Annotated in this window: 26 protein-coding genes and 1 riboswitch; of the genes, 8 read left to right on the top strand and 18 right to left on the bottom strand. The window is 36.7% G+C overall.

Annotation, left to right across the window (positions count from 1 at the left end; genetic code table 11):
- Positions 1-59: 59 nt before the first annotated feature.
- Entirely contained in the window at positions 60-1,058 is a 999-nt protein-coding gene (cysK, locus tag ACQ7EO_RS10180; protein ID WP_154130056.1) for a cysteine synthase A, read from the bottom strand.
- A gap of 232 nt (positions 1,059-1,290) precedes the next feature.
- Between cysK and plsB the strand changes: the two genes are divergently transcribed.
- The gene (plsB, locus tag ACQ7EO_RS10175) at positions 1,291-3,492 is read left to right on the top strand and encodes a glycerol-3-phosphate 1-O-acyltransferase PlsB (RefSeq protein WP_434279513.1); all 2,202 of its coding nucleotides are present in this window, start codon (positions 1,291-1,293) and stop codon (positions 3,490-3,492) included.
- 170 nt (positions 3,493-3,662) lie between these two features.
- On the opposite strand, the gene ACQ7EO_RS10170 is transcribed toward plsB, so the two are convergent.
- Both ACQ7EO_RS10170 and ACQ7EO_RS10165 read right to left on the bottom strand, forming a co-directional pair.
- Positions 3,663-4,343, bottom strand: a complete 681-nt coding sequence (locus ACQ7EO_RS10170; protein ID WP_034615345.1) for a class I SAM-dependent methyltransferase — start codon at positions 4,341-4,343, stop codon at positions 3,663-3,665.
- A gap of 32 nt (positions 4,344-4,375) precedes the next feature.
- Complete coding sequence (locus ACQ7EO_RS10165; RefSeq protein WP_434279512.1) at positions 4,376-5,005, bottom strand: TetR/AcrR family transcriptional regulator; 630 nt, start codon at positions 5,003-5,005, stop codon at positions 4,376-4,378.
- A gap of 515 nt (positions 5,006-5,520) precedes the next feature.
- Here ACQ7EO_RS10165 and ACQ7EO_RS10160 point away from each other — a divergent pair.
- Positions 5,521-6,762 (top strand): OmpP1/FadL family transporter, encoded by a 1,242-nt coding sequence (locus ACQ7EO_RS10160; RefSeq protein WP_434279511.1) that lies wholly within the window; start codon positions 5,521-5,523, stop codon positions 6,760-6,762.
- Positions 6,763-6,955: 193 nt separating this feature from the next.
- Positions 6,956-7,201: a hypothetical protein gene (locus ACQ7EO_RS10155; protein ID WP_004719975.1), complete on the top strand. Its 246-nt coding sequence runs from the start codon at positions 6,956-6,958 to the stop codon at positions 7,199-7,201.
- An 89-nt stretch (positions 7,202-7,290) separates the two neighbouring features.
- On the opposite strand, the gene ACQ7EO_RS10150 is transcribed toward ACQ7EO_RS10155, so the two are convergent.
- Positions 7,291-8,049 carry a phosphodiester glycosidase family protein gene (locus ACQ7EO_RS10150; RefSeq protein WP_434279510.1) on the bottom strand — a complete coding sequence of 253 codons (759 nt, stop codon included), beginning with the start codon at positions 8,047-8,049 and terminating at the stop codon, positions 7,291-7,293.
- A 188-nt stretch (positions 8,050-8,237) separates the two neighbouring features.
- On the opposite strand from ACQ7EO_RS10150, the gene ACQ7EO_RS10145 reads away from it, so the two are divergent.
- Positions 8,238-8,774: a lecithin retinol acyltransferase family protein gene (locus ACQ7EO_RS10145; protein WP_004821822.1), complete on the top strand. Its 537-nt coding sequence runs from the start codon at positions 8,238-8,240 to the stop codon at positions 8,772-8,774.
- A 57-nt stretch (positions 8,775-8,831) separates the two neighbouring features.
- On the opposite strand, the gene ACQ7EO_RS10140 is transcribed toward ACQ7EO_RS10145, so the two are convergent.
- Together ACQ7EO_RS10140 and ACQ7EO_RS10135 are read right to left on the bottom strand one after the other, a co-directional pair.
- Entirely contained in the window at positions 8,832-9,275 is a 444-nt protein-coding gene (locus ACQ7EO_RS10140; protein WP_434279509.1) for an SRPBCC domain-containing protein, read from the bottom strand.
- A gap of 110 nt (positions 9,276-9,385) precedes the next feature.
- Entirely contained in the window at positions 9,386-10,438 is a 1,053-nt protein-coding gene (locus ACQ7EO_RS10135; RefSeq protein WP_434279508.1) for an aldo/keto reductase, read from the bottom strand.
- A 104-nt stretch (positions 10,439-10,542) separates the two neighbouring features.
- Here ACQ7EO_RS10135 and ACQ7EO_RS10130 point away from each other — a divergent pair, with 104 nt between their 5' ends.
- Complete coding sequence (locus ACQ7EO_RS10130) at positions 10,543-11,439, top strand: LysR family transcriptional regulator (protein WP_434279507.1); 897 nt, start codon at positions 10,543-10,545, stop codon at positions 11,437-11,439.
- Between the two features lie 24 nt (positions 11,440-11,463).
- Here the strand turns inward: ACQ7EO_RS10130 and ACQ7EO_RS10125 are convergent, their stop codons facing one another.
- A complete protein-coding gene (locus tag ACQ7EO_RS10125) occupies positions 11,464-11,784 on the bottom strand; it encodes a pyrimidine/purine nucleoside phosphorylase (RefSeq protein WP_434279506.1) in 321 nt (106 codons plus the stop codon).
- A 135-nt stretch (positions 11,785-11,919) separates the two neighbouring features.
- Entirely contained in the window at positions 11,920-13,641 is a 1,722-nt protein-coding gene (locus tag ACQ7EO_RS10120) for a glutamine--tRNA ligase/YqeY domain fusion protein (protein ID WP_434279505.1), read from the bottom strand.
- 168 nt (positions 13,642-13,809) lie between these two features.
- Between ACQ7EO_RS10120 and ACQ7EO_RS10115 the strand changes: the two genes are divergently transcribed.
- Both ACQ7EO_RS10115 and ACQ7EO_RS10110 read left to right on the top strand, forming a co-directional pair.
- Complete coding sequence (locus ACQ7EO_RS10115; RefSeq protein WP_004821835.1) at positions 13,810-14,319, top strand: peptidylprolyl isomerase; 510 nt, start codon at positions 13,810-13,812, stop codon at positions 14,317-14,319.
- Between the two features lie 93 nt (positions 14,320-14,412).
- Positions 14,413-15,135 (top strand): UDP-2,3-diacylglucosamine diphosphatase, encoded by a 723-nt coding sequence (locus tag ACQ7EO_RS10110; RefSeq protein WP_434279504.1) that lies wholly within the window; start codon positions 14,413-14,415, stop codon positions 15,133-15,135.
- Positions 15,136-15,155: 20 nt separating this feature from the next.
- On the opposite strand, the gene ACQ7EO_RS10105 is transcribed toward ACQ7EO_RS10110, so the two are convergent.
- A complete protein-coding gene (locus ACQ7EO_RS10105) occupies positions 15,156-15,443 on the bottom strand; it encodes a hypothetical protein (protein WP_434279503.1) in 288 nt (95 codons plus the stop codon).
- A gap of 216 nt (positions 15,444-15,659) precedes the next feature.
- Between ACQ7EO_RS10105 and nfsB the strand changes: the two genes are divergently transcribed.
- The gene (nfsB, locus tag ACQ7EO_RS10100) at positions 15,660-16,313 is read left to right on the top strand and encodes an oxygen-insensitive NAD(P)H nitroreductase (protein ID WP_056511505.1); all 654 of its coding nucleotides are present in this window, start codon (positions 15,660-15,662) and stop codon (positions 16,311-16,313) included.
- Positions 16,314-16,394: 81 nt separating this feature from the next.
- Here the strand turns inward: nfsB and ACQ7EO_RS10095 are convergent, their stop codons facing one another.
- The 9 genes from ACQ7EO_RS10095 to kdsA form a co-directional block, all read right to left on the bottom strand.
- Entirely contained in the window at positions 16,395-17,003 is a 609-nt protein-coding gene (locus tag ACQ7EO_RS10095) for a DUF4303 domain-containing protein (RefSeq protein ID WP_434279502.1), read from the bottom strand.
- A gap of 82 nt (positions 17,004-17,085) precedes the next feature.
- Positions 17,086-18,330 (bottom strand): D-amino acid dehydrogenase, encoded by a 1,245-nt coding sequence (locus ACQ7EO_RS10090; RefSeq protein WP_434279501.1) that lies wholly within the window; start codon positions 18,328-18,330, stop codon positions 17,086-17,088.
- A 173-nt stretch (positions 18,331-18,503) separates the two neighbouring features.
- A riboswitch (glycine riboswitch) is annotated at positions 18,504-18,592 on the bottom strand.
- A gap of 292 nt (positions 18,593-18,884) precedes the next feature.
- The gene (locus tag ACQ7EO_RS10085) at positions 18,885-19,544 is read right to left on the bottom strand and encodes an Imm19 family immunity protein (RefSeq protein ID WP_434279500.1); all 660 of its coding nucleotides are present in this window, start codon (positions 19,542-19,544) and stop codon (positions 18,885-18,887) included.
- An 18-nt stretch (positions 19,545-19,562) separates the two neighbouring features.
- The gene (locus tag ACQ7EO_RS10080; RefSeq protein ID WP_004719943.1) at positions 19,563-20,831 is read right to left on the bottom strand and encodes a D-amino acid dehydrogenase; all 1,269 of its coding nucleotides are present in this window, start codon (positions 20,829-20,831) and stop codon (positions 19,563-19,565) included.
- 551 nt (positions 20,832-21,382) lie between these two features.
- Positions 21,383-22,519 carry a rod shape-determining protein RodA gene (gene rodA, locus ACQ7EO_RS10075; protein WP_004719936.1) on the bottom strand — a complete coding sequence of 379 codons (1,137 nt, stop codon included), beginning with the start codon at positions 22,517-22,519 and terminating at the stop codon, positions 21,383-21,385.
- A 99-nt stretch (positions 22,520-22,618) separates the two neighbouring features.
- The gene (gene ispD / locus ACQ7EO_RS10070; protein ID WP_034615302.1) at positions 22,619-23,338 is read right to left on the bottom strand and encodes a 2-C-methyl-D-erythritol 4-phosphate cytidylyltransferase; all 720 of its coding nucleotides are present in this window, start codon (positions 23,336-23,338) and stop codon (positions 22,619-22,621) included.
- Positions 23,301-23,687: a cell division protein FtsB gene (ftsB, locus tag ACQ7EO_RS10065; RefSeq protein WP_004719933.1), complete on the bottom strand. Its 387-nt coding sequence runs from the start codon at positions 23,685-23,687 to the stop codon at positions 23,301-23,303. Before ftsB ends, ispD begins: the two co-directional genes overlap by 38 nt.
- 404 nt (positions 23,688-24,091) lie before the next feature.
- Positions 24,092-25,381, bottom strand: coding sequence for a phosphopyruvate hydratase (gene eno / locus ACQ7EO_RS10060; protein WP_004719930.1), 1,290 nt, complete (start codon positions 25,379-25,381; stop codon positions 24,092-24,094).
- A 45-nt stretch (positions 25,382-25,426) separates the two neighbouring features.
- Positions 25,427-26,284, bottom strand: a complete 858-nt coding sequence (gene kdsA / locus ACQ7EO_RS10055) for a 3-deoxy-8-phosphooctulonate synthase (protein ID WP_004719923.1) — start codon at positions 26,282-26,284, stop codon at positions 25,427-25,429.
- Between the last annotated feature and the right edge of the window lie 18 nt (positions 26,285-26,302).

Below are 26,302 nucleotides of genomic sequence, written 5' to 3'. Positions count from 1 at the left end.
TTTATTTTTTAGTCTATAACAACAATACACAACATAGATATAGATGATTTAATTCAAACTTAATCTGCTGAAATATCTTCAAACAAAACGGAAGACAAATAACGTTCACCTGCATCTGGAAGTATCACCACAATGGTTTTGCCTGCATTTTCAGGACGAGCAGCTAATTGTGCAGCAGCAGCTAAAGCCGCACCACTAGAAATACCGACAAAAATTCCTTCTTGAGTAGCACTTTGACGGGCAAAATCAATCGCTTCTTGGTTGTCGATAGCAATAACTTCATCAACTAAGTCTAAATCCAAGTTTTTCGGAATAAAGTTTGCACCAATCCCTTGGATCTTATGTGGCCCAGGCGTTAAAGTTTCACCACGTTTGGTTTGTCCAATAATTGGTGAATCTGCGGGTTCTACAGCAACGGAGTAAATCGCTTGCTGCTTGACCTTTTCAAAATAACTAGAAATTCCTGAAATAGTACCGCCAGTTCCGACACCTGCCACAAGGATATCGACTTTACCGCCTGTTGCAGCCCAAATTTCAGGGCCAGTTGTTGTTTCGTGTATTTTAGGATTGGCTGGATTTTCAAATTGTTGCGGTAAATAATATGTTTCAGGTTGTTCAGTTGCTAAACGTACTGCCTCATCAACTGCGCCTTTCATACCTTTTGCGGGTTCAGTTAAAATTAAATTTGCACCCAACGCTTTTAATACTTTACGGCGCTCTATACTCATACTTGCTGGCATGGTTAAAGTGATCGCATAACCTTTTGCCGCTGCTACAAATGCCAATGCAATACCAGTATTTCCGCTGGTTGGTTCTACAATATGCATACCTTTTTTCAAAAGCCCTTTCGCTTCTGCATCTGCAATAAGTGCAGCGCCAATTCGATCTTTAACAGAAAACGCAGGATTACGACTTTCAATTTTTGCTAAGACCGTTGCGCCACCTGTAATAAGACGATTGATACGAATAAGTGGTGTATTTCCAATTGCCTCAGCATTATTAGAATAAACAGCAATACCTAAGTTTTCAGTTGCTGGAAAATTTGGATCTGTAGACATGACCTTTCCTTGAATTTAAATGAATTTATATCAATCTATCATAATGCTTTTCTATGAAACTTTGATATTGAGTAACTGAATTTAATTATACCAATATCGAAATAGTTTATTGATAAAAATCATAAGTTTAGTTTTTAGGCAAAGTGTTTGACCGATTTGTCGTCAAATCAAACTATATATTTGTATATTATTTCAAGCATAATAACGATATGACTCATATTTAGAGAATATTATGGCAAGCAATGCTTATCAAAAATTTTATCGTCAATTTACAAAAAAAATCTTAGATAAAATCGTCAGCCCACAAGTTTTAGGCGATACAAAAACTCTTGAAAATACAGTTAATGATCCAAACACAGCTAATTTTCCGATTTGCTATGTCATTCAAGATGACTCAACTTCAAATAAAGTCTTGATCGACAATGAAACAGAAAAAAGAAAACTCAGCCCTGCTTTTGCGCCACTTAATCTAAGGGCAGATTATCAGGAAGATGATCGTTTTATCACTTTAGAACCAACCAAAAGCAATGCTTCTGCATACTACCCAGATAAAATTATTCGCTTAGTCGAATATTTACTGAAACATCCTGAGCAAGATGTGCTTTTAGTGCCAACAACGATTTTATGGGGACGTGCACCAGAGAATGAAGATAGCTGGTATAAAGCATTGATGACCGATGCTTGGGCTAAACCAACGGGCATTAAACAAGCACTGAATATTACCCTGTATGGCCGTAATAATTATATTGAATTCCATCAAGCAGTTTCTTTACGCCAGTTAATTGACTCAGCCATTGAACTCACACCCAATTTTTCACCAGCGCATTATGTGGTGACTGAGCTCAATAAACAATTTAATGGCTATAAAGAAGCAATTCTTGGTCCTGATATTTCAGATCGTCGCAATGTGATTAACAAACTCATGGTGAGTGATGCGGTTAAAGAAGCCATTCTCAATGAAAGCATTCATAAAAAAATCAGCATCAATGAGGCCGAAGCACTCGCGCATAAATACCTCGATGAAATCGTCTCTGATTTTTCTTATTCGACCTTACGCTTTGCTGAAATTGCTTTAACGAAATTATGGACCCAGCTCTATGACGGTATCGAAGTACATAATTTCGATACGGTTCGTGAACTTGCCAAAGATTATGAAATTGTCTATACCCCTTGTCATCGCAGCCACATTGACTATTTGTTATTGTCTTATGTGATTTATAACCGTGGCTTGATGGTTCCGCATATTGCAGCAGGTATTAATTTAAATATGCCTGTGGTTGGGCAGCTGATGCGTGGTGCAGGTGCATACTTTATTCGACGTAGCTTTAATGGTAATGCGCTTTATACCGCTGTCTTTAAAGAATATATCTACAGTATGCTCAATCGAAATACACCGATGGAATATTTTATTGAAGGCGGTCGTTCTCGTACTGGACTTTTATTGCCACCTAAAAAAGGGATGCTCGCAATGACCATCCAAAGTTATTTGCGTGGAAATAGCAAACCGATTGCCTTTATTCCAACTTACTTTGGATATGAAAAACTGATCGAAGGCAGTTCATACATAAAAGAACTGGGTGGACAGAAAAAACAAGCTGAATCACTATTTGGACTACTTAAATCTATTCAAAAAATTGAAAAAGTCTTTGGTGTTGTCCACGTCAATTTAGGTGAACCAGTTTTCCTTGAAGAGATCTTAAAAAAGAACAATGCTCCACAACGTGTTGCTTTGCATGAAGAGATGCCTGAGTCTGTTAAAGCCACGGTCAATGATGTTGCATTTGATATTTTGGAAAATATCAATAAAGCCGTAGTGATTAATCCTATCAGTTTGATTTCTCTAGTCTTGTTAAATGCACCAACGCATGCTTTGGCAGAGCGTGAAGTATTGGTACGTTTAGAACAATTCCGTAATCTACTCAAACAGCATCGTTATGATGAGCGTATGCAAATCACTGAGCTTTCCAACACAGAAATCATTCAATATGCCATGAAGCTTAAACAAGTTGAATTGATTGAGCATGATAATGAACGTTGGGTGAAAGTCAGTGATATACAGGTGGGCTTACTTAAGTATTTCAGTAATAACATTCTGCACACGTTTATCCTGCCAGCACTGATTGCCAAAGTATTGCGTGTTGAAACAGAGCAGCAGCAATTTGAGATTTCAAAATCTGATTTATATACCCAAGTCATCGAACAATACCCACTTATACAAAAAGCCTTCTTTTTAAAATGGGATGAGTCTGAGATTGAGAGTGAAATCACACAAATTGTCGATTATTTTGTTGCGGAGAAATTAATCACACTTGAAGCAGATCAAAGCATTAAGATTTCAAATGCAGATCCTAAAATTCGTTTACTTTCCGCCCTTGCTCATCTATATGATGTCAATGTGGTGAAAGAACCTGAAAAAGAAAGCAAAGAGAAATAATCTTTTAAGCTTTGACGATGATCCAAAATAAAGAAGTTCCTTCAACCATTTGGATAAGGAACTTTTTTATAAGCGTATATAAATTATGGAAAACATAGATTCTAGAAAATATGGCTGATTGATTTACTTTAAGCAAAAAATGATTTTTAGTTATTACTTAGAGGTTTTTCTTAATCCGTTTTAAATGCAATAAAACCATGATAATTCAATACTTGAGCAAAGTTTTCCACACGCTTAAAACCTGCTTGTAAATACAAAGCACTCATTTCATCAACAGAAATTAAAGCAAAATCTTGTTCAATACGATCGGTCATAAGTTGCGCCTGTTTTTCTGTTAATCCGGTTGCTAAACTCAGATTTTTTAAAGCTTGTAATTGTTTGGTATTCGAAATTTCCATCAACTCATAACTTAAACATAGACCAGTACTGCTTAGGTGATTTGCAATATCTTTTAAGAATTGTGCTTTTGCATCAACTGGAACAAAATGTGAAACCAAGATCGCCAAAGCCACATCAAAACTCACATCGACTCGTTTAAGAACAGATGTATCACCTTGTATAAACTGAATTCGAGAACAAAGCCCTAAATCTGCTATATGTTGTTTGGCTTTATCAATCATATTTGCTGCAGGATCTATTGCTGTAAAATTCCAATGAGGAAATTGCTCAGCCAAATATTGCAGTTCATAACCTGTACCACATCCCACGACTAAAATCTTCGCTTGAGTCGATACATAGCTCTTTAATACAGCATGGACTTGTAAATGTATCAGTTCATAACCGGGAATTAATTTACGAATATGTGCATCATATCCTTCAACTACAACTGGATTATTAAAGTCCTTTGCCATTTCTTTAAGCCTTGCAATGATGATTAATATTATTATTCCTGAGGATGTTTGACTTTCACTGCCTGTAAACAAAAATCAGCGATTTGTTTTACAAAATACTCTTTATAGCTTTTATCAAAACGCTTGGTCTTGGCGATACTTAAAGGTTCAATCACAACAAAAGTCATTGCACCCACGATGCACAATGCGGTGGTATTTAAATCCTCAAAAATAAACTCACCTGAATGACGTCCTTCGGTCAAAATTTTAATAATACTTTCTTTAATCAATTGCTTGCTTTGAAAACGTTCTAACTCAAATTGAGGATCGATAGGTTCAAATAATAAAGAATAAGACAGTCGAGGGCTATTCATTGCCCTTTTTACAAAAGTTGTAACGGCGCGATCTAGTTTTTCTACAGCGCTGAGTTGGGTATGTGCAATATCATTGAGAATATTGACTTCGATATGAATCGCCGCATTTAAAACTTCAATCAATACCTGATTTTTATTTTCAAAATAACGATAGACCAGTCCACTTGAAACGCCTGCCCGATCTGCAATCGCTTGAATTTGTGCATCTTTAAATCCTCCTTGTGCAACCAGTTCTCGTGCAGACAATAAAATCATCTCGCGGTTCTGTTGCATTTTCTCTTCCATGACAGAGGATCTTTTATAGTTCATAGCGATATGTAAATTCCATTCCAAATAACCTAACAGCGAATAGTTTACCCTGTTGATACCACAAGGTAATTTAGATTAAATACTAATAAATTTTGCAACAATTAGCTATCCACCTAGATTACTTGATTCAATATTTAATAAATCATCGATGAACTTAATCATCTTGTTGAGGTTATTTTGTACCATTGCTGATCTATCAATTCCTCATCGATCAAAGCAGTCTTTTTAAATTACTTCTTTTTGGAAAATAATCTTTTTAAATCAGCGATTGATTCTTCAATATTCTTCAATGATCTAAGGCAACTTCTTAAGACAATGCACATATGAATTGTCCGATAATCCCCCCTTAAATTGGTCATTACACCCCTTTATTAAATCCAGTAAAAATGATTCACTAAAATCATAAAGCTTTCAGATAAAACTTAAATAAACTAATAGCTTAACTTCCATTGTTCACTATAGTTTTGTCTGAATTTTATATGCGAAATAAAAAAAACATTCAAGGAAAGAAAAGCATGAAAACTCAATCACTCATTCTCAGTATCCTCAGCGTTTTACCCACTGCTTATACTCATGCAGCTGCGATGGATCAATCTGGTCAATCGATACTGGCGTTTCTTGAAGACAAGAATTATTTCGAAGCCAGTATTGCCGCAGTTGACCCGAAAGTATCAGGCAAAGTCCGAAATCGACCTGATTTAGTCAATGCAGGCAGCAATGATCTGAGTACAGGTGATATGGCACAATCATATCAATACTATAATGCAGCATTAAAACTGCAAATTGCGCCAAAAGTTTCCTTTGGGCTCATCTATGATCAACCTTATGGTGCTGCAATCGAATATCCTTTACGTAGCAATAATACCTTCTCTGATACTGAAATCAGTATGAAAGGTACCCTTGCGGATGTTGATACTCAAAATATTGCGATGCTATTTGGTTTTCAGCCAGATGCTCATTTTAACCTCTACGGCGGTGGCGTATACCAGACAGTCAAAGGCAAAGTGTCTTTACGTGGTAATTCGATGAGTGTGTTTAATGGCTATGATGCCAACTTTAAACAAGATAGTGCTGTTGGATGGCTTGCTGGTGCTGCTTTTCAGATTCCTGAAATTGCTTTAAAGGCAGCCGTGATTTATCGTTCTAAAATTAAGCACAAAATAGATGCTCAAGAAACCATTTTTGGACAACCTTTAGCATTCACCACTGATAAAGATACAGAAATTAACACGCCACAATCGGTAAATTTAGATTTTCAAACAGGTGTATATAAAGATACGTTGGCATATTTAAATGCGCGTTGGGTAAATTGGAAAGATTTTAGAATCCGTCCAACACAGTTTGGTGCACTCACCGAACTGGCAACGGCTGAGTTAAGCCAAGGCCTATATGCTGGTGGATTTAATCTGGATGACTATCAAAAAGACCAATACAGCATCACTGTTGGCTTAGGACATCAATTCACACAAAAATGGGCTGCGTCGGCTGATGTTTCATGGGATTCTGGTACTGGAAATCCTGCTTCTGTATTAAATCCTACCAAAGGCGGTTGGGGCTTAGGGTTGGGTGTTCAATACAATCCTACTGACAATTACTTTATCGCAGGAGGCATCAAATATATTTGGATCGGGGATGCCACGGCACAAGATGGCACCTATTACATTCCGGTACCCGGTGCTTCAGAAATTGCCCAACAAGGTGATTATCGTGACAACCATGCCATAGGCTATGGTTTAAAAATAGGTTACCGTTTCTAATGCTCAATGCGTGATCTTGTTAAAATTATTTTTTAGCGTAGACTTCATTCTAGTGTATATACTTGAGAATGAAGTCTTTTTCTTTTTATTCAAAGACAAATTCATTTTTCCGTCATTTGTATACGCTATAAATTTTAATGATCAATATGAATAAACCTGAGTAAAAAACCAACTTAAATTAAAGGATCAGAATATGAAATTATTACGTTTAATTCCAATTCTCGCTTTAGGCACTATCTTAACCGCATGTGGTGGTATGCCAAAGGAATGTGAAGAATCTTGGAAGCATATGGAAGACTTGGCAAAACAAAGTGGCATTCCTGAAGATTCACTAAAAGAACAGAAAAAAGCCTTTGAAGAAGAAATTAAAAAGTTATCTAAAGAAGATGCTATTCAAGCCTGTAAAGCACAGTCTTCAATCATTGGCATGGTTAAGTAATTTATCCTTGATCTACAAAATGGATGCTTCTGTTTGCAGGCATCCATTTTTTGCCTGTAAATAAAAACTAAAACTTTAATTTTGCCATTTTAATCGTCACAATTTTTTGCTTCACTATAAATAAACATCGGGCCTAAATCATAAGTCTGATCATTTCTTTTCACTTGTGGAATAAATGCACTTGAAATTGAGCCATCTAAATATAAAGCTTGATCTGTTTTAAGCTGCGACTTAAAAATATCAGCAAAATTATAAAAATTAATTTTTCCACGACTTATCACGAAATACAGTTGATTATTTTTAATTCCCACCCCATTACGAACTTTTAATGAATCTGAGTTTTTAACGAAAATTGGATTGATCTCACCATTGATCAATAACATTGGACCAGATTGGGTAGCATAGCGAGCTTTAAAATTAGATTTAAGATATTGCTCTGTGGTTTTAATCACAGCTTGCTTATTGTTCCAAGCAACCACACCATTGGGTTGCATAAAAAAATTACCAAATTTGTTTTTTTGTTGGTTTAATTCTATTTGTTGTTTACCTTGTTCAATGTACAAGCCTACTGGTGCAAAATTAGGGTGATACATTCCTGCATTCATGGCAAAACTGATCTGGCATTTTTTACGCTCTTTTTGCACAGTTGCGAACTTTTTATAGGTTTGCCCTTGTTGGTTTTTTAAAAATAGTTGTAGCTGATCCAGATCGTCGATACGAACAGCATCTGCGATCACCTTCTTGTCTTTGATTATTTTGATATAGTCAGTATTGGCATTGACTTGAAAGGAAAGTGCACTCAATCCCATCATGCTTATCAGCGCATATACCCCAGTTTTCAAATTCATAACATCCCCATTCAAAGTGTTATATTTTATCGTGTGATCTATTGAATAATGAAGGCTAATTAGCACTTTTAATGCATTTTTTTACTTAATTATCACTTTAAGGGCTATCAAATTCATTTTGCATCGTTATAATCAAACTATCCTTTCAATTAAATACATGTGTACACTTTATTTGAACTGAGTGGAATATGCAGACAAAACAAATAGCTAAATACCCTTTAGGTGCGCATTTAATCGTCAAACATTTTGGCTATAGCCATCATGGAATCTATGCTGGAAAAGGTCGTGTTATACATTATTCTGGGCTGGCACATTTTGTAAAAAAACGCCCAATCGAAATCACTTCACTTGAAAAATTTTCACATGGTAAAGTGATCCGTGTCCGTTACTATGATCAACCTAAGTTTTCTGGTCGTCATGTGGTGCGACGTATGCGTACACGCATGAACGAAAACAGCTATCATTTGATTATCAATAATTGTGAACATCTGTGTAGTTGGGCAATTACAGGAGTTGAAAGTAGTCCTCAAGTGGTAAAAATGATGAACCGTTTAACCACGATTGGCTATATCAGTTCAATCATGACCTATATGAATGGCTTATTTTTAACAGTTGCAACCACCTGTTTTGCTTTGGTTTTATATATAAAAATGAAACTCAGGGCTCAGTCAAAATTAAAACTTCCAACCTATTTATCACTTAAAGAACAACAGCCTAAAAAGTAAAATACTCAGCTAGATTCATCATATGACGTTAGGCAAAGCCCTGATTTTAAATCACCACTAAAATGGTGGAAATTTGTCTTCAACCAATTTGAGTTCTATTCCGTGTTCCAAATAAGCTTTTAAACCATCCAGCACTGTGGTGAATCCCCCAGTCGCATCTATAATAAATTGAATCAGTTCAGAGCCTTGTAGTGAAATATCGTAATTTCTAATTTTTAAATAGGTTTGCTCGGGGCTAATTTCTTCAAATATAAAATCTACCGATGTTTTGGGTTCACCCCAAGTAATTTGAATCAATTTATTTTCAATAATGTTAAATACCATAACCTTTGCGCTGACTTGATACTTATCCCAACTCCATTGCACAATTTTGCCTTCTTTTAGTGGTCCTGTAGAACGGCTAAACCAGAATTTTGAAGTAATTTCAGGATCAATAAATGCATTAAAAACCGCAAAGACAGGTTTACGAATTAACATTTGAGTTTCAATGGTTGGATTCATTCTTATTACTCTTCTAAACTTATATAGAACTATATATGGATAACAAAGTGATACTGATAACATAAGTGCTATGTAATCAGTATCATGTTTTTGTTAACAAATTTAACGAATTAGTTTTGAATAAGTGATGATTCAACAATGCGCTGATAGCGCTCTGAAAATTGACCATTCCAATACGGGTAATATGGATATGCTGGATGAACCGCACTGACTTGATTTAAACGCTGTAATTGTGAATCCGTAAGCACTAGATCTGTTGCAATGAGATTATCTTGCAATTGTTGTTGATTTCGAGCACCAATCAGTACCGTAGACACTGTAGAACGTGTGAGCAACCATTTTAAAGCAATTTGTGGGACTGAATATCCCGTATCTAATGCAATCTGTTTTAAAGCATCGATCACTTGATAAAGATATTCTTCGTTTACAGGTGGCGCAAATTGTGCTGTTTCATGTAAGCGACTTTTTTCAGGCAAAGGATGCTCACGATCAAACTTACCGGTCAAACGCCCCCATCCCAAAGGACTCCACACAACAGCACCAATATGCTGATCATGATTTAAAGGCATCAACTCCCATTCATAATCCCGACCTATCAATGAATAATACACCTGATGTGCCACCATTTTTTCATAACCATAACGATCTGCAATCGACTGCGCTTTCATCAATTGCCAGCCTGAAAAATTAGATGCCCCGATATAACGAACTTTTCCGCTTCGGACCAATTCATCTAAAGTTTTCATAAGCTGATCTAACGAAGTAAAGCTATCAAACTGATGTAACTGTAAAACATCGATATAGTCTGTATTTAATCGTTTTAACGATTGCTCTACGGCATGAATTAAATAATGACGACTCAATCCGACCTGATTCACTTGTTCATTGCTACGAAGCGCAACTTTAGTTGAAATAATCGCATTATGCCGATAAGGCGCTAATGCAATTCCAAGCATTTTTTCAGATTCACCGTCTGAATACACATCGGCCGTATCAAAGAAATTAATTCCTGCATCTATACATGTAGTAATCATTTGATTGGCTTCTTTCTGCCCTGCTTGTCCCCATGCAGAAAATAGAGGACCTTTCCCACCAAAGGTTCCTGCACCAAATCCCAACTCAGATACTTTTAAACCAGAATTGCCTAAAAAATTATATTTCATGATCATTCACCTTGATTAAAAAATGTGTCTCATCACAAAATAACAACTTGGTATTATTTTAAAAATCAGGATAATAAGAAAATACTTTTTCGATTTTATGGAAAATGAATACACAAGACTTTCAATTCTTCTTACGTGTTGCAGATTTAGGTTCAATCAGCCAAGCGGCAAAAGAAGCCAATATTGCAGTTTCAGTGGCAAGTCAACGAGTGCAAAGGCTTGAAAATCAGCTCAGTCTTAAACTTTTTTATCGCACGACAAGGAAACTAAGTCTGACCGAAGAAGCCAAAATATTGATTGGGCAAGGACGTCCACTACTCGATAGTTTCCAGACATTAACCGAAAATTTAAAGCTTCAAGATCAAAAACTTTCAGGAAGCATCAATATCACGGCTTCCGCAACCTTTGGAACACAGATACTGGTTCAGGTTATTGCTGAGTTTTTAAAACAACACCCTGAATTATTAATCAATTTAGATTTAAATGACCAAAATGTAGATCTTATTAGTCAAGGCATGGATCTCGCGATTCGCATTGGCAAACTACAAGATTCTTCTTTCATCGCAAAACCATTATCTATCAATAAGCGCTTACTTTGTGCTGCACCTGAGTATCTCGCTAAATTTGGTATCCCCAAACGTTTAGAGGATTTACAGCAACATCGTTGTATCGTGCAACGTCATCAACAAGGCATCAGCAATACATGGAACTTTGTGGATCATGCTAACCCAAATAGAAGATTAGATATTCAGGTAAATGGCTATTTTATTACCAACTCAGGCGAAGGGATTCGTCAGGCATCTTTGGCAGGGCTCGGCATATCCAATCACTCGCTTTGGCATGTCAAAAACGATTTAGATTCAGGAAAACTGGTTCATGTGCTTCCTGATTTTATGGTAGAACCCACTGCTATTTATGCTGTTATTCCAGATAAAAAATTAATTTCTGATAAAGTAAAAGTTTTTATTGAGTATTTACAGGATTACTTTAAACAATTCTAACGATGATTTAGCTAACATTATCCGTTATTCCAAATGACAAACATAATCTACAACTTCGCTGGATTGCAGACTAAAACGGCTATTTGCAGGAACAGTAAAAGACTCTCCAGAACTGTAGACTTCCATTTCTTCTTGATCTGCTATCCGAACCAAGCATTTTCCAGAGACAATCTCAATGCGCTCAGTCACATGCGTTTCAAAAGTTAAAGGTTTCTCTGTGGGTAAAATTACCCCCAATGTTTTCTTCGAACCATCTTTGCATTCGATAAGATAACTGATTGATCGCCCTTTATAATGAACATTAGGTTTAATATAGACCGTAACAAAATCAAATTGGGAAGACATATATTTGTCCTGATTATTATTTGTGCATTTACTATATCGCTTTTCTATAGTATTCCTCAATCAATTTTAAACAGCATAAAAAAACCTAGCCGAAGCTAGGTCTTAAATCATGATTTTATTCAGGGTTGAATAAAATTATTTACCCGGTTTAAAGCTATCTTTCAAATCTAAGACACGGTTAAACACAGGTTTATCTGCTGTATGATCATATTGATCCGCAACAAAATAACCCTCACGCTCAAACTGGAAACGATCTTCTGGTTGCGCTTGAGACAAAGCAGGCTCGATCACCGCTTGAAGTACCGTTAAAGACTCTGGATTTAAATTTGCCAAGAAATCATCATCTGCATCTGGTGCAGCTTCGGTGAATAAACGATCGTAAACACGAACCTCAGCAGGAATCCCTTTCGACGCAGAAACCCAATGTACAACGCCTTTCACTTTACGACCTTCTGGGTTTTTACCTAAAGTTTCAGGATCAATTGAACATTTCAACTCGATCACTTCGCCATTGGCATCTTTAATCACTTCATCACACTTGATCACATAAGCATGACGTAAACGTACTTCACCCTCAGGAATTAAACGTTTAAAACCTTTTGGCGGAACTTCTTCAAAGTCTTTACGATCAATATAGATTTCAGAGGTTAAAGGAATAATACGATCGCCCATATCTACATTTGGATGACGTGCATGGCTTAAATCTAAATCTGCTGGCAAGTTAGTCAAAGTTACTTTCAGCGGATTTAAAACAGCCATACCACGTGCTGCTGTGTTTTCAAGAGATTGACGAATACAGAACTCAAGCATAGCCACATCAACGATACCGTCTGTTTTAGACACGCCTACACGCTTACAGAACTCACGTAACCCTTCAGGGGTAAAACCACGACGACGCATGCCCACCACAGTTGGCATACGCGGGTCATCCCAACCATGAACATAGTTACCTTCTACCAATTTACGTAATTTACGTTTAGAGGTAATCGTATAATCTATATTTAAACGGCTAGATTCATACTGACGTGGAACTGATTGTGAATGCACTTTCCCAACCACCCAATCATAAAATGGACGATGGTCTTGAAACTCTAAAGTACATAATGAATGGGTAATCCCTTCAATCGCATCTGACAATGGATGAGCATAGTCATACATTGGGTACATTTTCCATTTATCACCTGTTTGGTGATGTTCTGAATGAAGTACACGATATAGAATTGGATCACGCATATGTACATTTGGTGATGTCATATCAATTTTGGCACGTAATACTGCTTTACCCTCAGCCAATTCACCATTGTTCATTTTTTCAAAACGAGCAAGATTTTCTTCAATAGATGCATCACGATAAGGTGAGTTTTTACCTGGCTCGACAAAATTACCACGGTTAATTCTAATTTCTTCTGGGCTTTGTAGATCTACATAAGCATCGCCTTGTTTGATCAACTGAACAGCCCAAGTATGTAATTGGTCAAAATAGCTTGATGCATAGCGAGGTTCGCCATTCCACTCAAAACCTAACCATTTTACGTCATTGGCAATACCATCAACATATTCTTGTTCTTCCGCATCTGGGTTGGTGTCATCAAAACGCAAGTTACACAAACCATCGTATTCTTGAGCGATGCCAAAATTTAAGCAGATAGCCTTTACATGACCAATATGTAGATAACCATTTGGCTCAGGTGGAAAACGTGTAACAACTTTTTGTGTACGGCCCGCTGCCAAATCTTCTGTAATGACTTGGCGTACAAAATCTAAGCCCGCTTGTTGTTCTTGCTGCGCATTATCGACAGGGCTTGGACTATTTGTCGGGGTTTTCGGCAGTTCTGAAACAACATCATTTGGCTTCATAGTTGATAAATCACTTCTAAAAGTTAAAATTGAATATAGAAAATGTGATTTTATCCTTTTTTAACAAAAGAATTTCACATTTTTACTTGCTATGTAGTTTACAGTTTGCTTATGCTTCTCTCAACCAAAAACCCATGACATTTTTAGTCATGATTAGGAGATTATAGAATGAGTTTTCCTCAAGTCGAATTAAACACCAACAAAGGACGCATTGTTCTTGAACTTAACTCTGAAAAAGCACCAAAAACTGTTGCTAACTTTTTAGAATATGTTCGTGATGGTTTTTATGATGGCGTAATCTTCCATCGTGTTATTGACGGTTTCATGATCCAAGGCGGTGGCATGGATGAAAACTTCAAAGAAAAAACCACACGTGATTCAATTGAAAATGAAGCGGACAATGGTTTAAGCAATGACGAAGGTACGATTGCAATGGCACGTACTCAAGCGCCTCACTCTGCTTCTGCACAATTCTTTATCAACGTAAAAAACAACTCTTTCCTTAACCATACAGGTAAAACTGCTCAAGGTTGGGGTTATGCAGTATTTGGTAAAGTGACTGAAGGCTTAGACATCGTTGAAGCAATCAAAGGTGTTCGCACGGGTAACCGTGGTTATCATGCTGATGTTCCTTTAGAAAACATTGTGATTGAATCTGCAAAAATTATCTCTGAATAATTTATAAATCCTCCCGAAGCTGACTTTTAAATAAAGGAATACTGTTCCCTTTACAAAGCAAGCTTGGGAGGAGTTATTAAATAGGAAAAATAAGTGACCTATCTGTTTATCGCTGATTTACATTTGTCACCAGAACACCCTCGACTGGTTCGAGGGTTTTTTGATTTATTAGAACACTATAAATATCAAAATACGCAACTGTTTATTCTCGGTGACTGGTTTAATGCTTGGATTGGGGATGATTATACTGCGCCTTGGTTAGATGAAATTATTGAGCATCTAAAACAATTTTCCTTGCAAGCTGGTAATCAAATTTATTTTCAAGTGGGTAATCGTGATTTTGCCTTAGGTAAAACGTTTTTAAATCAGTTTAATGGAAAATTACTACCTGAATTTTATACATTTAGCATTGGTGAAAAAAAATTCCGTCTTGAACATGGCGATGCTTTATGTACTGATGATATCTCTTATCAACGATTTAAAAAAATTATTCGCAATCCAATTGTATTGGGACTTTTAAAAAGCACCCCGCTTGGTTTTAGACAAAAACTTGCCAATGGTTTTCGTAAAAAAAGCCGTGAATCTCAACAAAATAAATCCTATGAAATTATGGATGTTAACCAGCAAGCTGTTGAAAAAGCAGTTAATAATGTCGATCTGTTGGTTCATGGTCACACCCATCGCCCTGAAATTCATGATGTAAATGGTAAAACTAGAATTGTTTTAGGGGATTGGCGCGAAAAAACATCTGAAGCAATGATTTTAGAAGTGGATGAGATAGGAAAATGGCAATTTATAAAATGGCGAATCCGTTAAAATCTATATAAGCTTGCATATTATTTTTCAATAAAACACTTTATTTTCTCAGTATTAATAATATTTTCAATAAAATTTTGAATATTTTTTAAATTTACCTTGTCAATCACAACTAAATTTTCTTCAAAAAAATAATTATATTCACTTAAATCATCTTTAATCGTTTGCTCTAGACGAACAGCATCATAAAAAGTAAAAAAATAACTTTTTCCTGAAATATCGATCATCACTATTAACCAACCTTTCTTTTCATATTCCCATTCGTAATCATGAAAATCTTGCGGTAAATGAATATAATATGCCGTCATGTTTCCCTCTCCAATTTTTAATTATCATCTTGTTATACAATCACTTTATATCGATTTAATATTTATTTCAAACTGGCATTTCAATTTTTTTAACTTTCTCAATTTTGCATATTTATTGCACAAAATTTTATAATTCATGACAATTCTATTTGTTATAAACTCACATAATAAGAATATAATAAATTTGATTTTCAAATATTTCTATTAGGTTTAAAGATGGACTTATTAACCGTTTCAAAAACACGTTACACCACAAAAGCTTATGATTCTTCTAAAAAGATTCCTCAAGCACAATTTGCACGTTTACTTGAAATCCTGCGTTTAACCCCATCGTCAATCAATATCCAGCCTTGGCATTTTTTTATTGCTGACAATGATGCAGCTAAACAACGTATTGCTAAAGCCTTAGTCGGAAAATATAGCTACAACGCACCAAAGGTTTTAGATTCATCACATACAATTTTATTCTGTACCAAAGCAGATATTACAGAACAGCACCTGAGTAATTTACTTCAGCAGGATGATCTCAGTGGCCGCTTTAAAGATGACAAGGCCAAGCAAGGTCAAAAAGACAGTCGTACAGGCTATGTCTCTTATTATCGCAATGAAAAAGGTGATATTCAGCGCTGGGCGGAAAATCAAACCTTTATCGCACTGGGTCAAATGCTGTTAGCTGCAGGTATTGAAGGTATCGATGCAACACCAATCGGTGGTTTTGACGAAGATATTCTGACTGAAGAATTAGGCTTAATTGAAAAGAATTTGGTCCCGTCTGTGATTATGACACTCGGTTATCGTAGTGATACTGACTTTAATGCAAAATTGCCCAAGTCTCGTTTGACCCAAGAAGAAGTCTTTACTCGTCTATAACTTTTTAAAGTACTTGCTTCTACTTAATAAGTGCTGTGGGGCACATCACGTCCCTCAGCATTGAATCATAAGTATATTTTGTTAAGAGAAATCACTTTCACAGGCATCAATAAATTCATTGATTAACGCACTTGGATTGGCTCTTTTGGTCCACGAAATGGGTTCTTCATAATATTCAAGTTCATGAAGAATGACTGGAAGATTTTTCCCAAATGTATCGCGAAGAATATTTTCAGAAAATAATTGCTGAACCATTTTGATTATTTGTGTAATAAACAATTGAGCAAACTGCTCGCCTTTTTCTAAAAGTTCATTAAATAGCGCATCATCTTCTTGTTCAGCATATTCCATCTGTTTTTGAGAATAATAAAATGGCGTTTGCTCAAACCATTGTGTCAAAAGCTGATCATTCTCTCCACCAATATCCCAAGACGGTTGTTGTAACCAATAGGCATAATTCCATTTCGCTTCAGCTTGACTCGAAGCTTCAGAAATTTGCGACTCAAACTGTTCAATGGTATTAAAGTTCAGCTCAACTTTGGGAAAACAAGGTTCATCATCATCACAATAATAGTACAAGGCCAAGGCGTACACATCGTGATAATTTTGTGCAATATATTGAATCGATTCAACTAACTTTACATAGCTCGTTTCATGCCAGTGCTTTTGAGTTGTTGATTCTATATTCATAACACACCTAATTATTTTTACCAGCACTCTGGTGGATATGGACATTCACCAGAGTGCAAATACCAAAGTATTGCCTATACGATTAAATCGGATGCGAGCTTGCAATTTCCTGACTAATCATCACAGCTGTTGCAGCAGACAATGTCCAGCCTAAATGCCCATGCCCTGTATTGTAAAATACCCGTTCACGTTTTCCACGTTTTACCACAGGCATCATATTCGGCATCATCGGACGTAAACCCGCCCACGGGATACAATGCTCGGTTGAAATATCGAAATTCTTATTGACCCAATCTGTTAAAGGTTGGATACGATCTGAGCGGATATCTCGATTATAGCCATTAAATTCAGCAGTTCCAGCAATACGTAAACGATTGGCACCTAATCGTGACGTGACGATTTTCGCACTTTCATCGAGCAAGCTGACCCAAGGTGCGCCATTGATACTTTTTTCATCATCCAATTGTACGGTGATGGAATAGCCTTTTACAGGATAAACATTCACACGATCACCCAATTGATTGGCCAATTGGTAACTGCCAACACCACCACAAATCACCACGGCATCAGCACTGAGTTGTTCGATTGCTACTGAACCACCTTCCATGTTTTCAACACTCGAATGATATTGAATATTCACCCCATTGGCAGTGTGTTCTACATTAACGACTTCCATACCAAATAAATATTTTACCCCATATTTTTTAGTGGCTTTGGCAAGTCCAGTGGTAAATTTATGGATATCACCAGTTGCATCACCTGGGCAATAAAAACCACCATAGTATTCACCCGTCAAACTCGGTTCGATGGATTTAATTTCTTCATTGGTTACGGCATGGCGTTCTAGGCCACCTTTACATAACAGCGCATTGACGTTGGTTGCGACTTTATAATCATATTCAGAATGGTAGAAATGTAAGATGCCACGTTTTTCTAAATCAAAATCAATGCCTTCTTGTTCAGCAATATTAAATAGCCTTTGACGCGCTAAAAGTGCCATTTTCACTGTATTTTGAGTATTTGCTTCATAGTGTTTGATATTGCCAAGGAATTCAACCAGCCATGCATATTTGTGCAAATCAAAAGATGGATTGAGCAATAATGGTGCATCTTTCTTCGCCATCCATTTAATGCCTTTTAACACAGTGGATTTTTGATTCCACACTTCAGCATTACATGCAGACAGCTGACCACCATTGGCAAAAGATGTTTCCATGGCGGGAAATAAATGTTTATCAATAACAGTAACTTGATAACCTAATTGAGCAAGTTCATAGGCAGAGGTAACACCTGTAATACCAGAACCAATAATGACGACATGACACATACGCACACTCCGTTGAAATGCAATATTTTTTTATTACATTGTCAATGTATGCCCCATCTGTCATGTGTACCTGAGAGCTTCGATAAAAACCTAAACTATTTAGGCTTTACCATCCCCTTCGGTGAGTCATTTCTTTTTTGTTTTCAATAGAATGACTTCTCTCCAGAGGTTTTACAATGATTACAGTCCTTTTGCCTGAGAGTTTCCGGGGTCGTTGCTCCTTCGGCGAGTCCACAAGAGACTTCTCTCCTGCAATCATCTTTCCTTGTATTAGCAATTAATATGCCATGAATTTGTTCGAATACAAGTAAAATATGTTCAATTATTCTCTAATTTTTAAATTAAAAATTAAGATCTTCAAATCGCTTAAGAAATAAATAGCTTAGCGATTAACTTGTTCAGAGAGTCTGGCTCTGTTGTAGCTTGATTGAATTTAGCATCATGCTTTGTCAATTCTTGAAAAGTTGTCGAACATCTTGCAACGTTACAGCGAATGTTTTTCATTTCTCCATTTCTAATCGCCGTAAACAACGCTTTTATTATTAATTTCCTATTTAATCATGCTTTAAAATAAGATTAATGGTTTTTATATGTTCCAAATCATCAAGATATAACTCAACATTACGCATACTATGATTTTGTCGATTTAATATCCCGATTTGTTCATCCTGATAAAATTCTTGATTCATCTTTAAACCATTCACAATACAATTTGCGATGTAATCTTGTTGCCCTTGAAATGACGGAATGTTATTTAATCTTTTTGATATTTGAATTTTAGCCTCTAAAGTCTGTTGAGGTTCAACACCCAGCATCGTTAACAATAATAAGAAATGCTGATCATTCAATTGAAAACTCAAAAGCTCTTTTAGGGTAAAAAACCATGCTTCAAAGTGCCCACCCAGATTGCCTATATATAGATCATTAAGATAATAATTAATCTGCTCTTGGGTAAACTGGATATCTACCCGAATATCCGCACTAATGGAAAATTGGTAATTTCGAATGCTATTATTTTCACTGGGTAGAAATGATTGATACCACGCTGCCAATTCCTTGCTATACGGATCTAAACCAAGCGCTTCCTGAATCGCCTCATCTAAATTCAACTCCTTTTCCTCATCAAAACCACGAAATAAAAGCATAAACCAATGCCAAAAATGTACATTGGAAAATGAAATTTCCTGTTCTGCGACTTGGTGATTTTGATTCATATCGCCTTAACAATCGTCTTAGTGATTCACTGAGTCATATCGGAACACATTCAAATCATCATATTCAATTTGTGGTGTGGTTCCAGAAATAATATCGGATAATAATTTTGCTGAACCACATGACATAGTCCAACCTAAGGTGCCATGCCCTGTATTGGTATATAGATTTTGATACCTTGTTTTACCAACAATCGGGGTGCCATCTGGCGTGGCTGGTCTTAAACCCGTCCAGAAATGTGCATCTGATATGTCACTTGCATTTGGAAATAATTGTTGTAAAACCATAAGCAAAGTGTCTTCACGGCTAGATTTTAAAGAGCGATCAAAACCATTAATTTCAGCCATACCCCCTACACGAATTCGATCATCAAAACGGGTTAAGGCAATTTTATAAGACTCATCTAAGATTGTAGAAACAGGTGATAGTGCAGGATCAACAATTTTGGTGGTGATCGAATAGCCTTTTAATGGGTATACAGGTGCATCTATCTCCAATTGTTTGAGCATTTCATGACTATAACTGCCCAATGCCATGACATAAGCATCTCCCTTGATTTTGCTACCATCTTTCAAGTGAATCGCGGTAATCCGTTCAGCATCTTTTTCGATTGATTCGATTACCGTATTAAATAAAAAATTGACTCCTTGCTTGGCAGCAAGTTCTGCCAACTCCGTTGTAAATTTTTGGCAATCGCCTGTCTGATCATTGGGTAAACGCAAACCACCAACAAAATCAACTGTTGCATGGGCTAAAGCAGGTTCAGCCTTGATAACCCCAGCTTTATCCAATAACTCAAATGGTACACCTTCATGTTTTAAAACTTCGGTATCTTTGCCTGCCACATCCAATTGATGTTGTTTACGAAACAGTTGTAATGTGCCTAGTTGACGCTCATCAAAATGAATCTTGGTCTCTGCACGTAACTCGTCCAAACAGTCACGGCTATATTCTGAAATTCGCACCATTCGCTCTTTATTGATTTGGTAACGATTGATATTACATTCAGCCAACATGCGCACCATCCACTGATACTGATGCATATCACCTGTTAGCTTAATCGCCAATGGTGAATGTGGTTGAAACATCCATTTAAACGCTTTTAGTGGAATGCCTGGTGCAGCCCAAGGTGATGCATAACCCGGAGAAATCTGCCCAGCATTGGCAAAACTGGTTTCTAAAGCCACATTGGGTTGCCGATCAATCACAGTGACTTCATGACCTGCTTGTTTTAGATAGTAGGCGGATGTTGTACCAATAACACCTGCCCCCATGATGATGATATGCATACTGAACCGAACCTTATACGAATTAATCGTCTTATAATAAAAATGATGTAGTTAGAGAAATAATTTATATGACTATTTTAATTTAGCACTTAGAACAGATTTAGCAATACCGATTTGATGTTGAAATGTCAGCTTTAATTCGATTTTAAATAGATGAATCATTCACAATATCACATGATTTTTAAACTATTGGCAAGCTATAGTCAAACCATCTAATTATTCATAAAAGTGATTTCCATCAAGTCACTGATCATAAATGAAGCTTAAGTCTTTTAAAATTTTGAAACTAAAGCACCCTCATCCTAGCCTTCTCCCGCTGCGAGACGAAACTTTCAATACCAATATAATTCACTCTACATGATCATATTTTGATTTATGAAAGATCTTTATTAATGAGGAGAAATTGTATTTTTGTATCTGCGTTTTTGATAGGTTGACTATATAAGCGATTAGATTCCAAGAAAAAAGTTTGTGTTTATGTTTGATACTATCCTTCTCTTAAAAAAGAGAAGGAGTAGCTTTAGTTTAAAAAATTTTAAATTGTGAAGATTTTATTTATGTGTATGGATAGACATAACAATACCAAAACTCGCCAACAACGCAATCACGGCTGATCCACCATAACTCATCAGCGGTAATGGATCGCCAGTCACAGGTAAAATCCCACTGACCATACCCGAGTTTACAAACACATAGAAAAACAAAGACAAACCAATCGTACCTGCCAATAAGCGACCATAGTTATGGAAGCTGCTTAAGCTAATGATCATACATCTAAAAATCATTGCGGTATAAAGTGCAAATAAGAAGAACACCCCAATAAAGCCAAATTCTTCTGCATAGGTCGACATAATAAAATCAGTATGATGCTCAGGTAAATAACCCAGCTGAGACTGTGTCCCTTCTAAGAATCCACGCCCAGTCATTCCGCCTGAACCAATCGCAATTTTAGATTGGATAATGTTCCATCCTGCCCCAAGCGCATCTGACTCAGGGTCAAATAAGGTCATAATCCTTTTCTTTTGATAAGCTTGTAATACAAAAGTCCAAATTAAAGGAAAAGCCAGTGCCAATGCCGCTAAGGTCCCAATAATTAGAGTCCACGACATGCCACTTAAAAACAAAGCAAATACACCACCAATCACGATACCAATTGCCAAATCTGGCTGTAACAACGCCAATACGAAAGGCACCATCATGATGACCAAGGCAATTACAATGTGTTTAAACTTAGGCGGCAACGGGTTACGTGCAAAATACCATGCCATCATCAATGGCATGGCGAACTTCATAAATTCGCTGGGCTGCATACTGCCAATCCCTGGAATAGTCAGCCAGCGCTTTGCGCCTAATCGAACATCACCGACCAATAAAACCAGAATCAACAACAAAATTGCAAACAAATAAAACCAAGGACTGATCGCTTGATATACTTTTGGTGGAATTTGTGCACAAATAAAAAGCAGAACAAAACCAACACCGAAACTCACGGCTTGTCGAATGACCATAGACATATCTTCAGAAGATGCGCTATAGACCATCAATAAACCCAAAATCGCATTGATAATTAAAAAGCCCAATAACCAAGGATCAAGGTGTAGTTTGTCCCACCTTGAAACTTTTTGATTAATACTTAAACCATCTCTGACTGATTGACGTAAAAACTTATACTGTGGCGATGGTGTCATGAATACAAATCTTAAACCTAGTTTAATCTGGTCAAATTATAGAGATAAATAACGGTTGAGAAAATCAATCAATGCATAATTATTTTTATTTTCGTTGTTTTATTGCTGCGATTGCAAAATTAACTTGGCTAACTCCAAATCGTCTGGATAGGTAATTTTAATATTATCAGAACGCCCCATGACCACTTTGACAGGTTCATTGATATATTCCAATGCACTCGCCTCGTCTGTAATGACAATATTATTCGCTAAAGCTGTTTCGATTGCCGTTTTAAGCTTTGAAAAGGTAGAAATTTGTGGTGTCTGTGCTTGCCATAATTGATCTCGACTGACTGTTTTATTGATATCTTGCTGATTTTCAACACACTTCAAAGTATCTCTTACAGGAATTGCAAGAATCGCACTACTGTTCAGGTTTATTGCGGTATCGACTAAATTTTCAAGACATTGTTGTGTCACACAAGGACGAGCAGCATCATGTACAAAAACCAAATCATCGGCTTGTGCAAATTGTTCTAAATAACGCAACGCATTTAAAACAGAATCAACACGTTCTGCACCACCCAAACAAAAATGACTCAAATGTTTATTTTTTAATGGCAATGTTTGCGCATAATGGTCTTGCTCACCAACAGCGAGTACATAACCCGCAAGCGGTAAATCGTTTAGACGCGCTATGGTATGCGCTAACACTGTTTGATTTTGGATGACTTGGTATTGTTTAAGTTCGGTTTTTGAAAAACGACGCCCTGAGCCAGCCGCAGGAACAATTGCCCAAATTTTACGGTTGTTCTGGCGCAGGTTCGTTGTCATCTTCATTGGTTCTTAAATCTACACTTGGATCGGTATAAATAGGTTTGTAATGGGTACTGATGGTACTCATCTGTACAAAAGTTTCATGTGGCTTGACTAGACCAAGGTCTAAACGTGCATGTTCTTCTATGGCTTCAGCACCATTTTTTAAATCATACACTTCAGCAGCAAGAATTCGGTTGCGTTCTTTTAACTCAGCATTGACTTCAGCTTGCTGTTCAATTTGCTGTAGTAAAGCTTGATGAGGGAAATGACCACCCTCACCGAACCAAAAGCGATATTGTAATACCACAACGATTAAAATCGCGAGTACTGCAATCACTTTACTTGAAGTTGTTTTAAAGACTTCTAACATGGATTTGCGTCTTGAGTAACAGCATTAAATTAAGATGCTAATATACATCAAATATTTTGTATGAAGAACACTAAACTATGCGAAAACTGCAAAACTAGAACAAAATAACTTTTCTTTCTTTATAAAAAATAAGTGGGTGATCAATAATCTACTTTGTAATTAAAAATCAAAAAATTATCTTTATGCTAAAAACTCACATATCGCGATATTATTTATTATAAATTTCCATTTTCAATAAACTAAGTTAATTAAATTCTTACCCTAAATTTTATTATCAATCAATTACATGATATTAAATTTCCCTTAAAACATACTATTCATGATTATTTTTTAGCGTATAAAAAAGCCATCCCCTATATCAAATAAAAGAATGGCTTTTTTTTAATTTAAATCAATAAAAGATATTAATTTAAACCTTTAAACTCAGCTTTACCGCGATAAGCAGCATGAGTCAATTCTTCAATACGAAGCAATTGGTTATATTTTGCAACACGGTCAGAACGGCAAAGTGAACCAGTCTTAATTTGACCCGCTGCCGTACCCACTGCAAGATCTGCAATCGTTGAATCTTCAGTTTCACCAGAACGGTGTGAAATCACAGTGCTATAACCATTCGCTTTAGCAAGATAGATTGCATCTAAAGTTTCAGACAAAGTACCGATTTGGTTGTATTTGATTAAGATAGAGTTACCTACTTTCTCATCAATACCACGTTGTAAAATCTTAGGGTTTGTAACGAACAAATCATCACCGACCAATTGGATTTTATCACCAAGGATAGAAGTCAAATAGCTCCAACCTTCCCAGTCAGATTCATCTAAACCATCTTCAATTGAGATAATTGGATATTGTTTAACAAGCCCAGCAAGATAGTCAGCAAATTGGTTGCTTGTGAATGCTTTGTTGCCTTCACCCGCAAGAATATATTGACCATTTTTGTAGAATTCTGAAGATGCACAATCAAGCGCAAGCATAATATCAGAACCAGCTTTATAACCAGTTGTTTCAATTGCAGAAAGAATAACAGTAATTGCTTCTTCATTTGAACGTAAGTTAGGTGCAAAACCACCTTCATCACCAACTGCTGTATTTAAACCTTGCTTTTTCAATACAGATTTCAAAGCATGGAAAATTTCAGCACCAGCACGCAAAGATTCAGCAAAAGATGTGAAACCTACAGGCTCAATCATGAATTCTTGAATATCAACAGTGTTGTCCGCATGTGCGCCACCGTTCAAGATGTTCATCATTGGAACAGGCATAGACAAAGTTGTTTGACCACGAAGATCTGCAATGTATTGGAACAATTCAGTTTTCTTCTCAACAGCAGCCGCACGTGCAGCCGCCAAAGATACAGCCAATGTTGCATTTGCACCTAATTTTTCTTTGTTTTCAGTGCCATCAAGCGCAATCATTTTGTCATCAAGCGCTTTTTGTTCAAATACGTTTTGACCTTTTAATAAGTCTTTGATTTGACCATTTACGTTTTGAACTGCAGTGCGAACACCTTTACCTAAGTAACGTGATTGATCACCGTCACGAAGTTCTAAAGCTTCACGAGAACCAGTTGAAGCACCAGATGGTGCACATGCACGGCCAACAACGCCAGAGTCTAGGATTACGTCTGCTTCGATGGTTGGGTTACCACGAGAGTCCAAAATTTCACGTGCACGAATGTCAACGATTTGGCTCATGAATAATTCCTCAGTTGATTAAAAATAAGATGCTTTCTAAGCGCATCAATGTGTATCTAACTTTTTGAAACCTTTAACTAAGGTATCCAATTCTTTTAACTGCGCTAAAAATGGCTCAAGCTGTGACATACGTAATGCACAAGGACCATCACATTTTGCATTTTCAGGGTCTGGATGACTTTCTAAAAATAAACCTGCAAGCCCTGTTGCCATACCCGCACGTGCTAAGGTCGTGATTTGCGCACGACGACCACCTGCTGAATCAGCACGACCGCCCGGTGTTTGCAATGCATGCGTGACATCAAAAAATACTGGCACATTCATTTCTTTCATGATGTCGAAACCCAACATATCAACAACTAAGTTGTTATAGCCAAATGACGTACCACGTTCACACAAAATGAGCTTGTTATTACCCGCTTCTAAACATTTGTTTAGAATATGGCTCATTTCACGAGGAGAAAGGAATTGTGCTTTTTTGATGTTGATAATGGCTTGAGTTTTCGCCATTGCTTCAACCAAATCAGTCTGACGACTGAGAAATGCAGGAAGCTGGATAATGTCAGCAACTTCAGCGACAGCTGCAGCTTGGTGAGGTTCATGAACATCGGTAATAATCGGAACATTAAAATGCTTTTTAATGTCGCCTAACCATTCAATGCCTTTTTCCAAACCAGGGCCACGGAACGAATGTAAGCTTGAACGATTGGCTTTATCGAAACTGGCTTTAAATACATACGGTATCTCTAAACGAGTACAGATATCGACATACGTTTCTGCAATTTCAAAAGCCAAGTCTTTCGACTCAAGTACGTTCATGCCGCCGAATAATACAAATGGCAAGTGATTTGCCATTTGTATATCGCCTAAACGTACAATTTCTTGTGGTTTTAATTGTGACATTTAAACTTCCTAGTTTAA

Source organism: Acinetobacter sp. CE-15, assembly GCF_051059255.1.
Classification (GTDB): Bacteria; Pseudomonadota; Gammaproteobacteria; order Pseudomonadales; family Moraxellaceae; genus Acinetobacter; species Acinetobacter guillouiae.
The sequence above is the reverse complement of the archived record's forward strand: the minus strand, read 5'-3'. Positions and strand labels throughout refer to the sequence as shown.

Coding starts and splice junctions, on each gene's coding strand:
- cysK (WP_154130056.1), bottom strand. CDS start 1,058: ATGTCTACAGATCCAAATTTTCCAGCAACTGAAAACTTAGGTATTGCT.
- plsB (WP_434279513.1), top strand. CDS start 1,291: ATGGCAAGCAATGCTTATCAAAAATTTTATCGTCAATTTACAAAAAAA.
- ACQ7EO_RS10170 (WP_034615345.1), bottom strand. CDS start 4,343: ATGGCAAAGGACTTTAATAATCCAGTTGTAGTTGAAGGATATGATGCA.
- ACQ7EO_RS10165 (WP_434279512.1), bottom strand. CDS start 5,005: ATGAACTATAAAAGATCCTCTGTCATGGAAGAGAAAATGCAACAGAAC.
- ACQ7EO_RS10160 (WP_434279511.1), top strand. CDS start 5,521: ATGAAAACTCAATCACTCATTCTCAGTATCCTCAGCGTTTTACCCACT.
- ACQ7EO_RS10155 (WP_004719975.1), top strand. CDS start 6,956: ATGAAATTATTACGTTTAATTCCAATTCTCGCTTTAGGCACTATCTTA.
- ACQ7EO_RS10150 (WP_434279510.1), bottom strand. CDS start 8,049: ATGAATTTGAAAACTGGGGTATATGCGCTGATAAGCATGATGGGATTG.
- ACQ7EO_RS10145 (WP_004821822.1), top strand. CDS start 8,238: ATGCAGACAAAACAAATAGCTAAATACCCTTTAGGTGCGCATTTAATC.
- ACQ7EO_RS10140 (WP_434279509.1), bottom strand. CDS start 9,275: ATGAATCCAACCATTGAAACTCAAATGTTAATTCGTAAACCTGTCTTT.
- ACQ7EO_RS10135 (WP_434279508.1), bottom strand. CDS start 10,438: ATGAAATATAATTTTTTAGGCAATTCTGGTTTAAAAGTATCTGAGTTG.
- ACQ7EO_RS10130 (WP_434279507.1), top strand. CDS start 10,543: ATGAATACACAAGACTTTCAATTCTTCTTACGTGTTGCAGATTTAGGT.
- ACQ7EO_RS10125 (WP_434279506.1), bottom strand. CDS start 11,784: ATGTCTTCCCAATTTGATTTTGTTACGGTCTATATTAAACCTAATGTT.
- ACQ7EO_RS10120 (WP_434279505.1), bottom strand. CDS start 13,641: ATGAAGCCAAATGATGTTGTTTCAGAACTGCCGAAAACCCCGACAAAT.
- ACQ7EO_RS10115 (WP_004821835.1), top strand. CDS start 13,810: ATGAGTTTTCCTCAAGTCGAATTAAACACCAACAAAGGACGCATTGTT.
- ACQ7EO_RS10105 (WP_434279503.1), bottom strand. CDS start 15,443: ATGACGGCATATTATATTCATTTACCGCAAGATTTTCATGATTACGAA.
- nfsB (WP_056511505.1), top strand. CDS start 15,660: ATGGACTTATTAACCGTTTCAAAAACACGTTACACCACAAAAGCTTAT.
- ACQ7EO_RS10095 (WP_434279502.1), bottom strand. CDS start 17,003: ATGAATATAGAATCAACAACTCAAAAGCACTGGCATGAAACGAGCTAT.
- ACQ7EO_RS10090 (WP_434279501.1), bottom strand. CDS start 18,330: ATGTGTCATGTCGTCATTATTGGTTCTGGTATTACAGGTGTTACCTCT.
- ACQ7EO_RS10085 (WP_434279500.1), bottom strand. CDS start 19,544: ATGAATCAAAATCACCAAGTCGCAGAACAGGAAATTTCATTTTCCAAT.
- ACQ7EO_RS10080 (WP_004719943.1), bottom strand. CDS start 20,831: ATGCATATCATCATCATGGGGGCAGGTGTTATTGGTACAACATCCGCC.
- rodA (WP_004719936.1), bottom strand. CDS start 22,519: ATGACACCATCGCCACAGTATAAGTTTTTACGTCAATCAGTCAGAGAT.
- ispD (WP_034615302.1), bottom strand. CDS start 23,338: ATGAAGATGACAACGAACCTGCGCCAGAACAACCGTAAAATTTGGGCA.
- ftsB (WP_004719933.1), bottom strand. CDS start 23,687: ATGTTAGAAGTCTTTAAAACAACTTCAAGTAAAGTGATTGCAGTACTC.
- eno (WP_004719930.1), bottom strand. CDS start 25,381: ATGAGCCAAATCGTTGACATTCGTGCACGTGAAATTTTGGACTCTCGT.
- kdsA (WP_004719923.1), bottom strand. CDS start 26,284: ATGTCACAATTAAAACCACAAGAAATTGTACGTTTAGGCGATATACAA.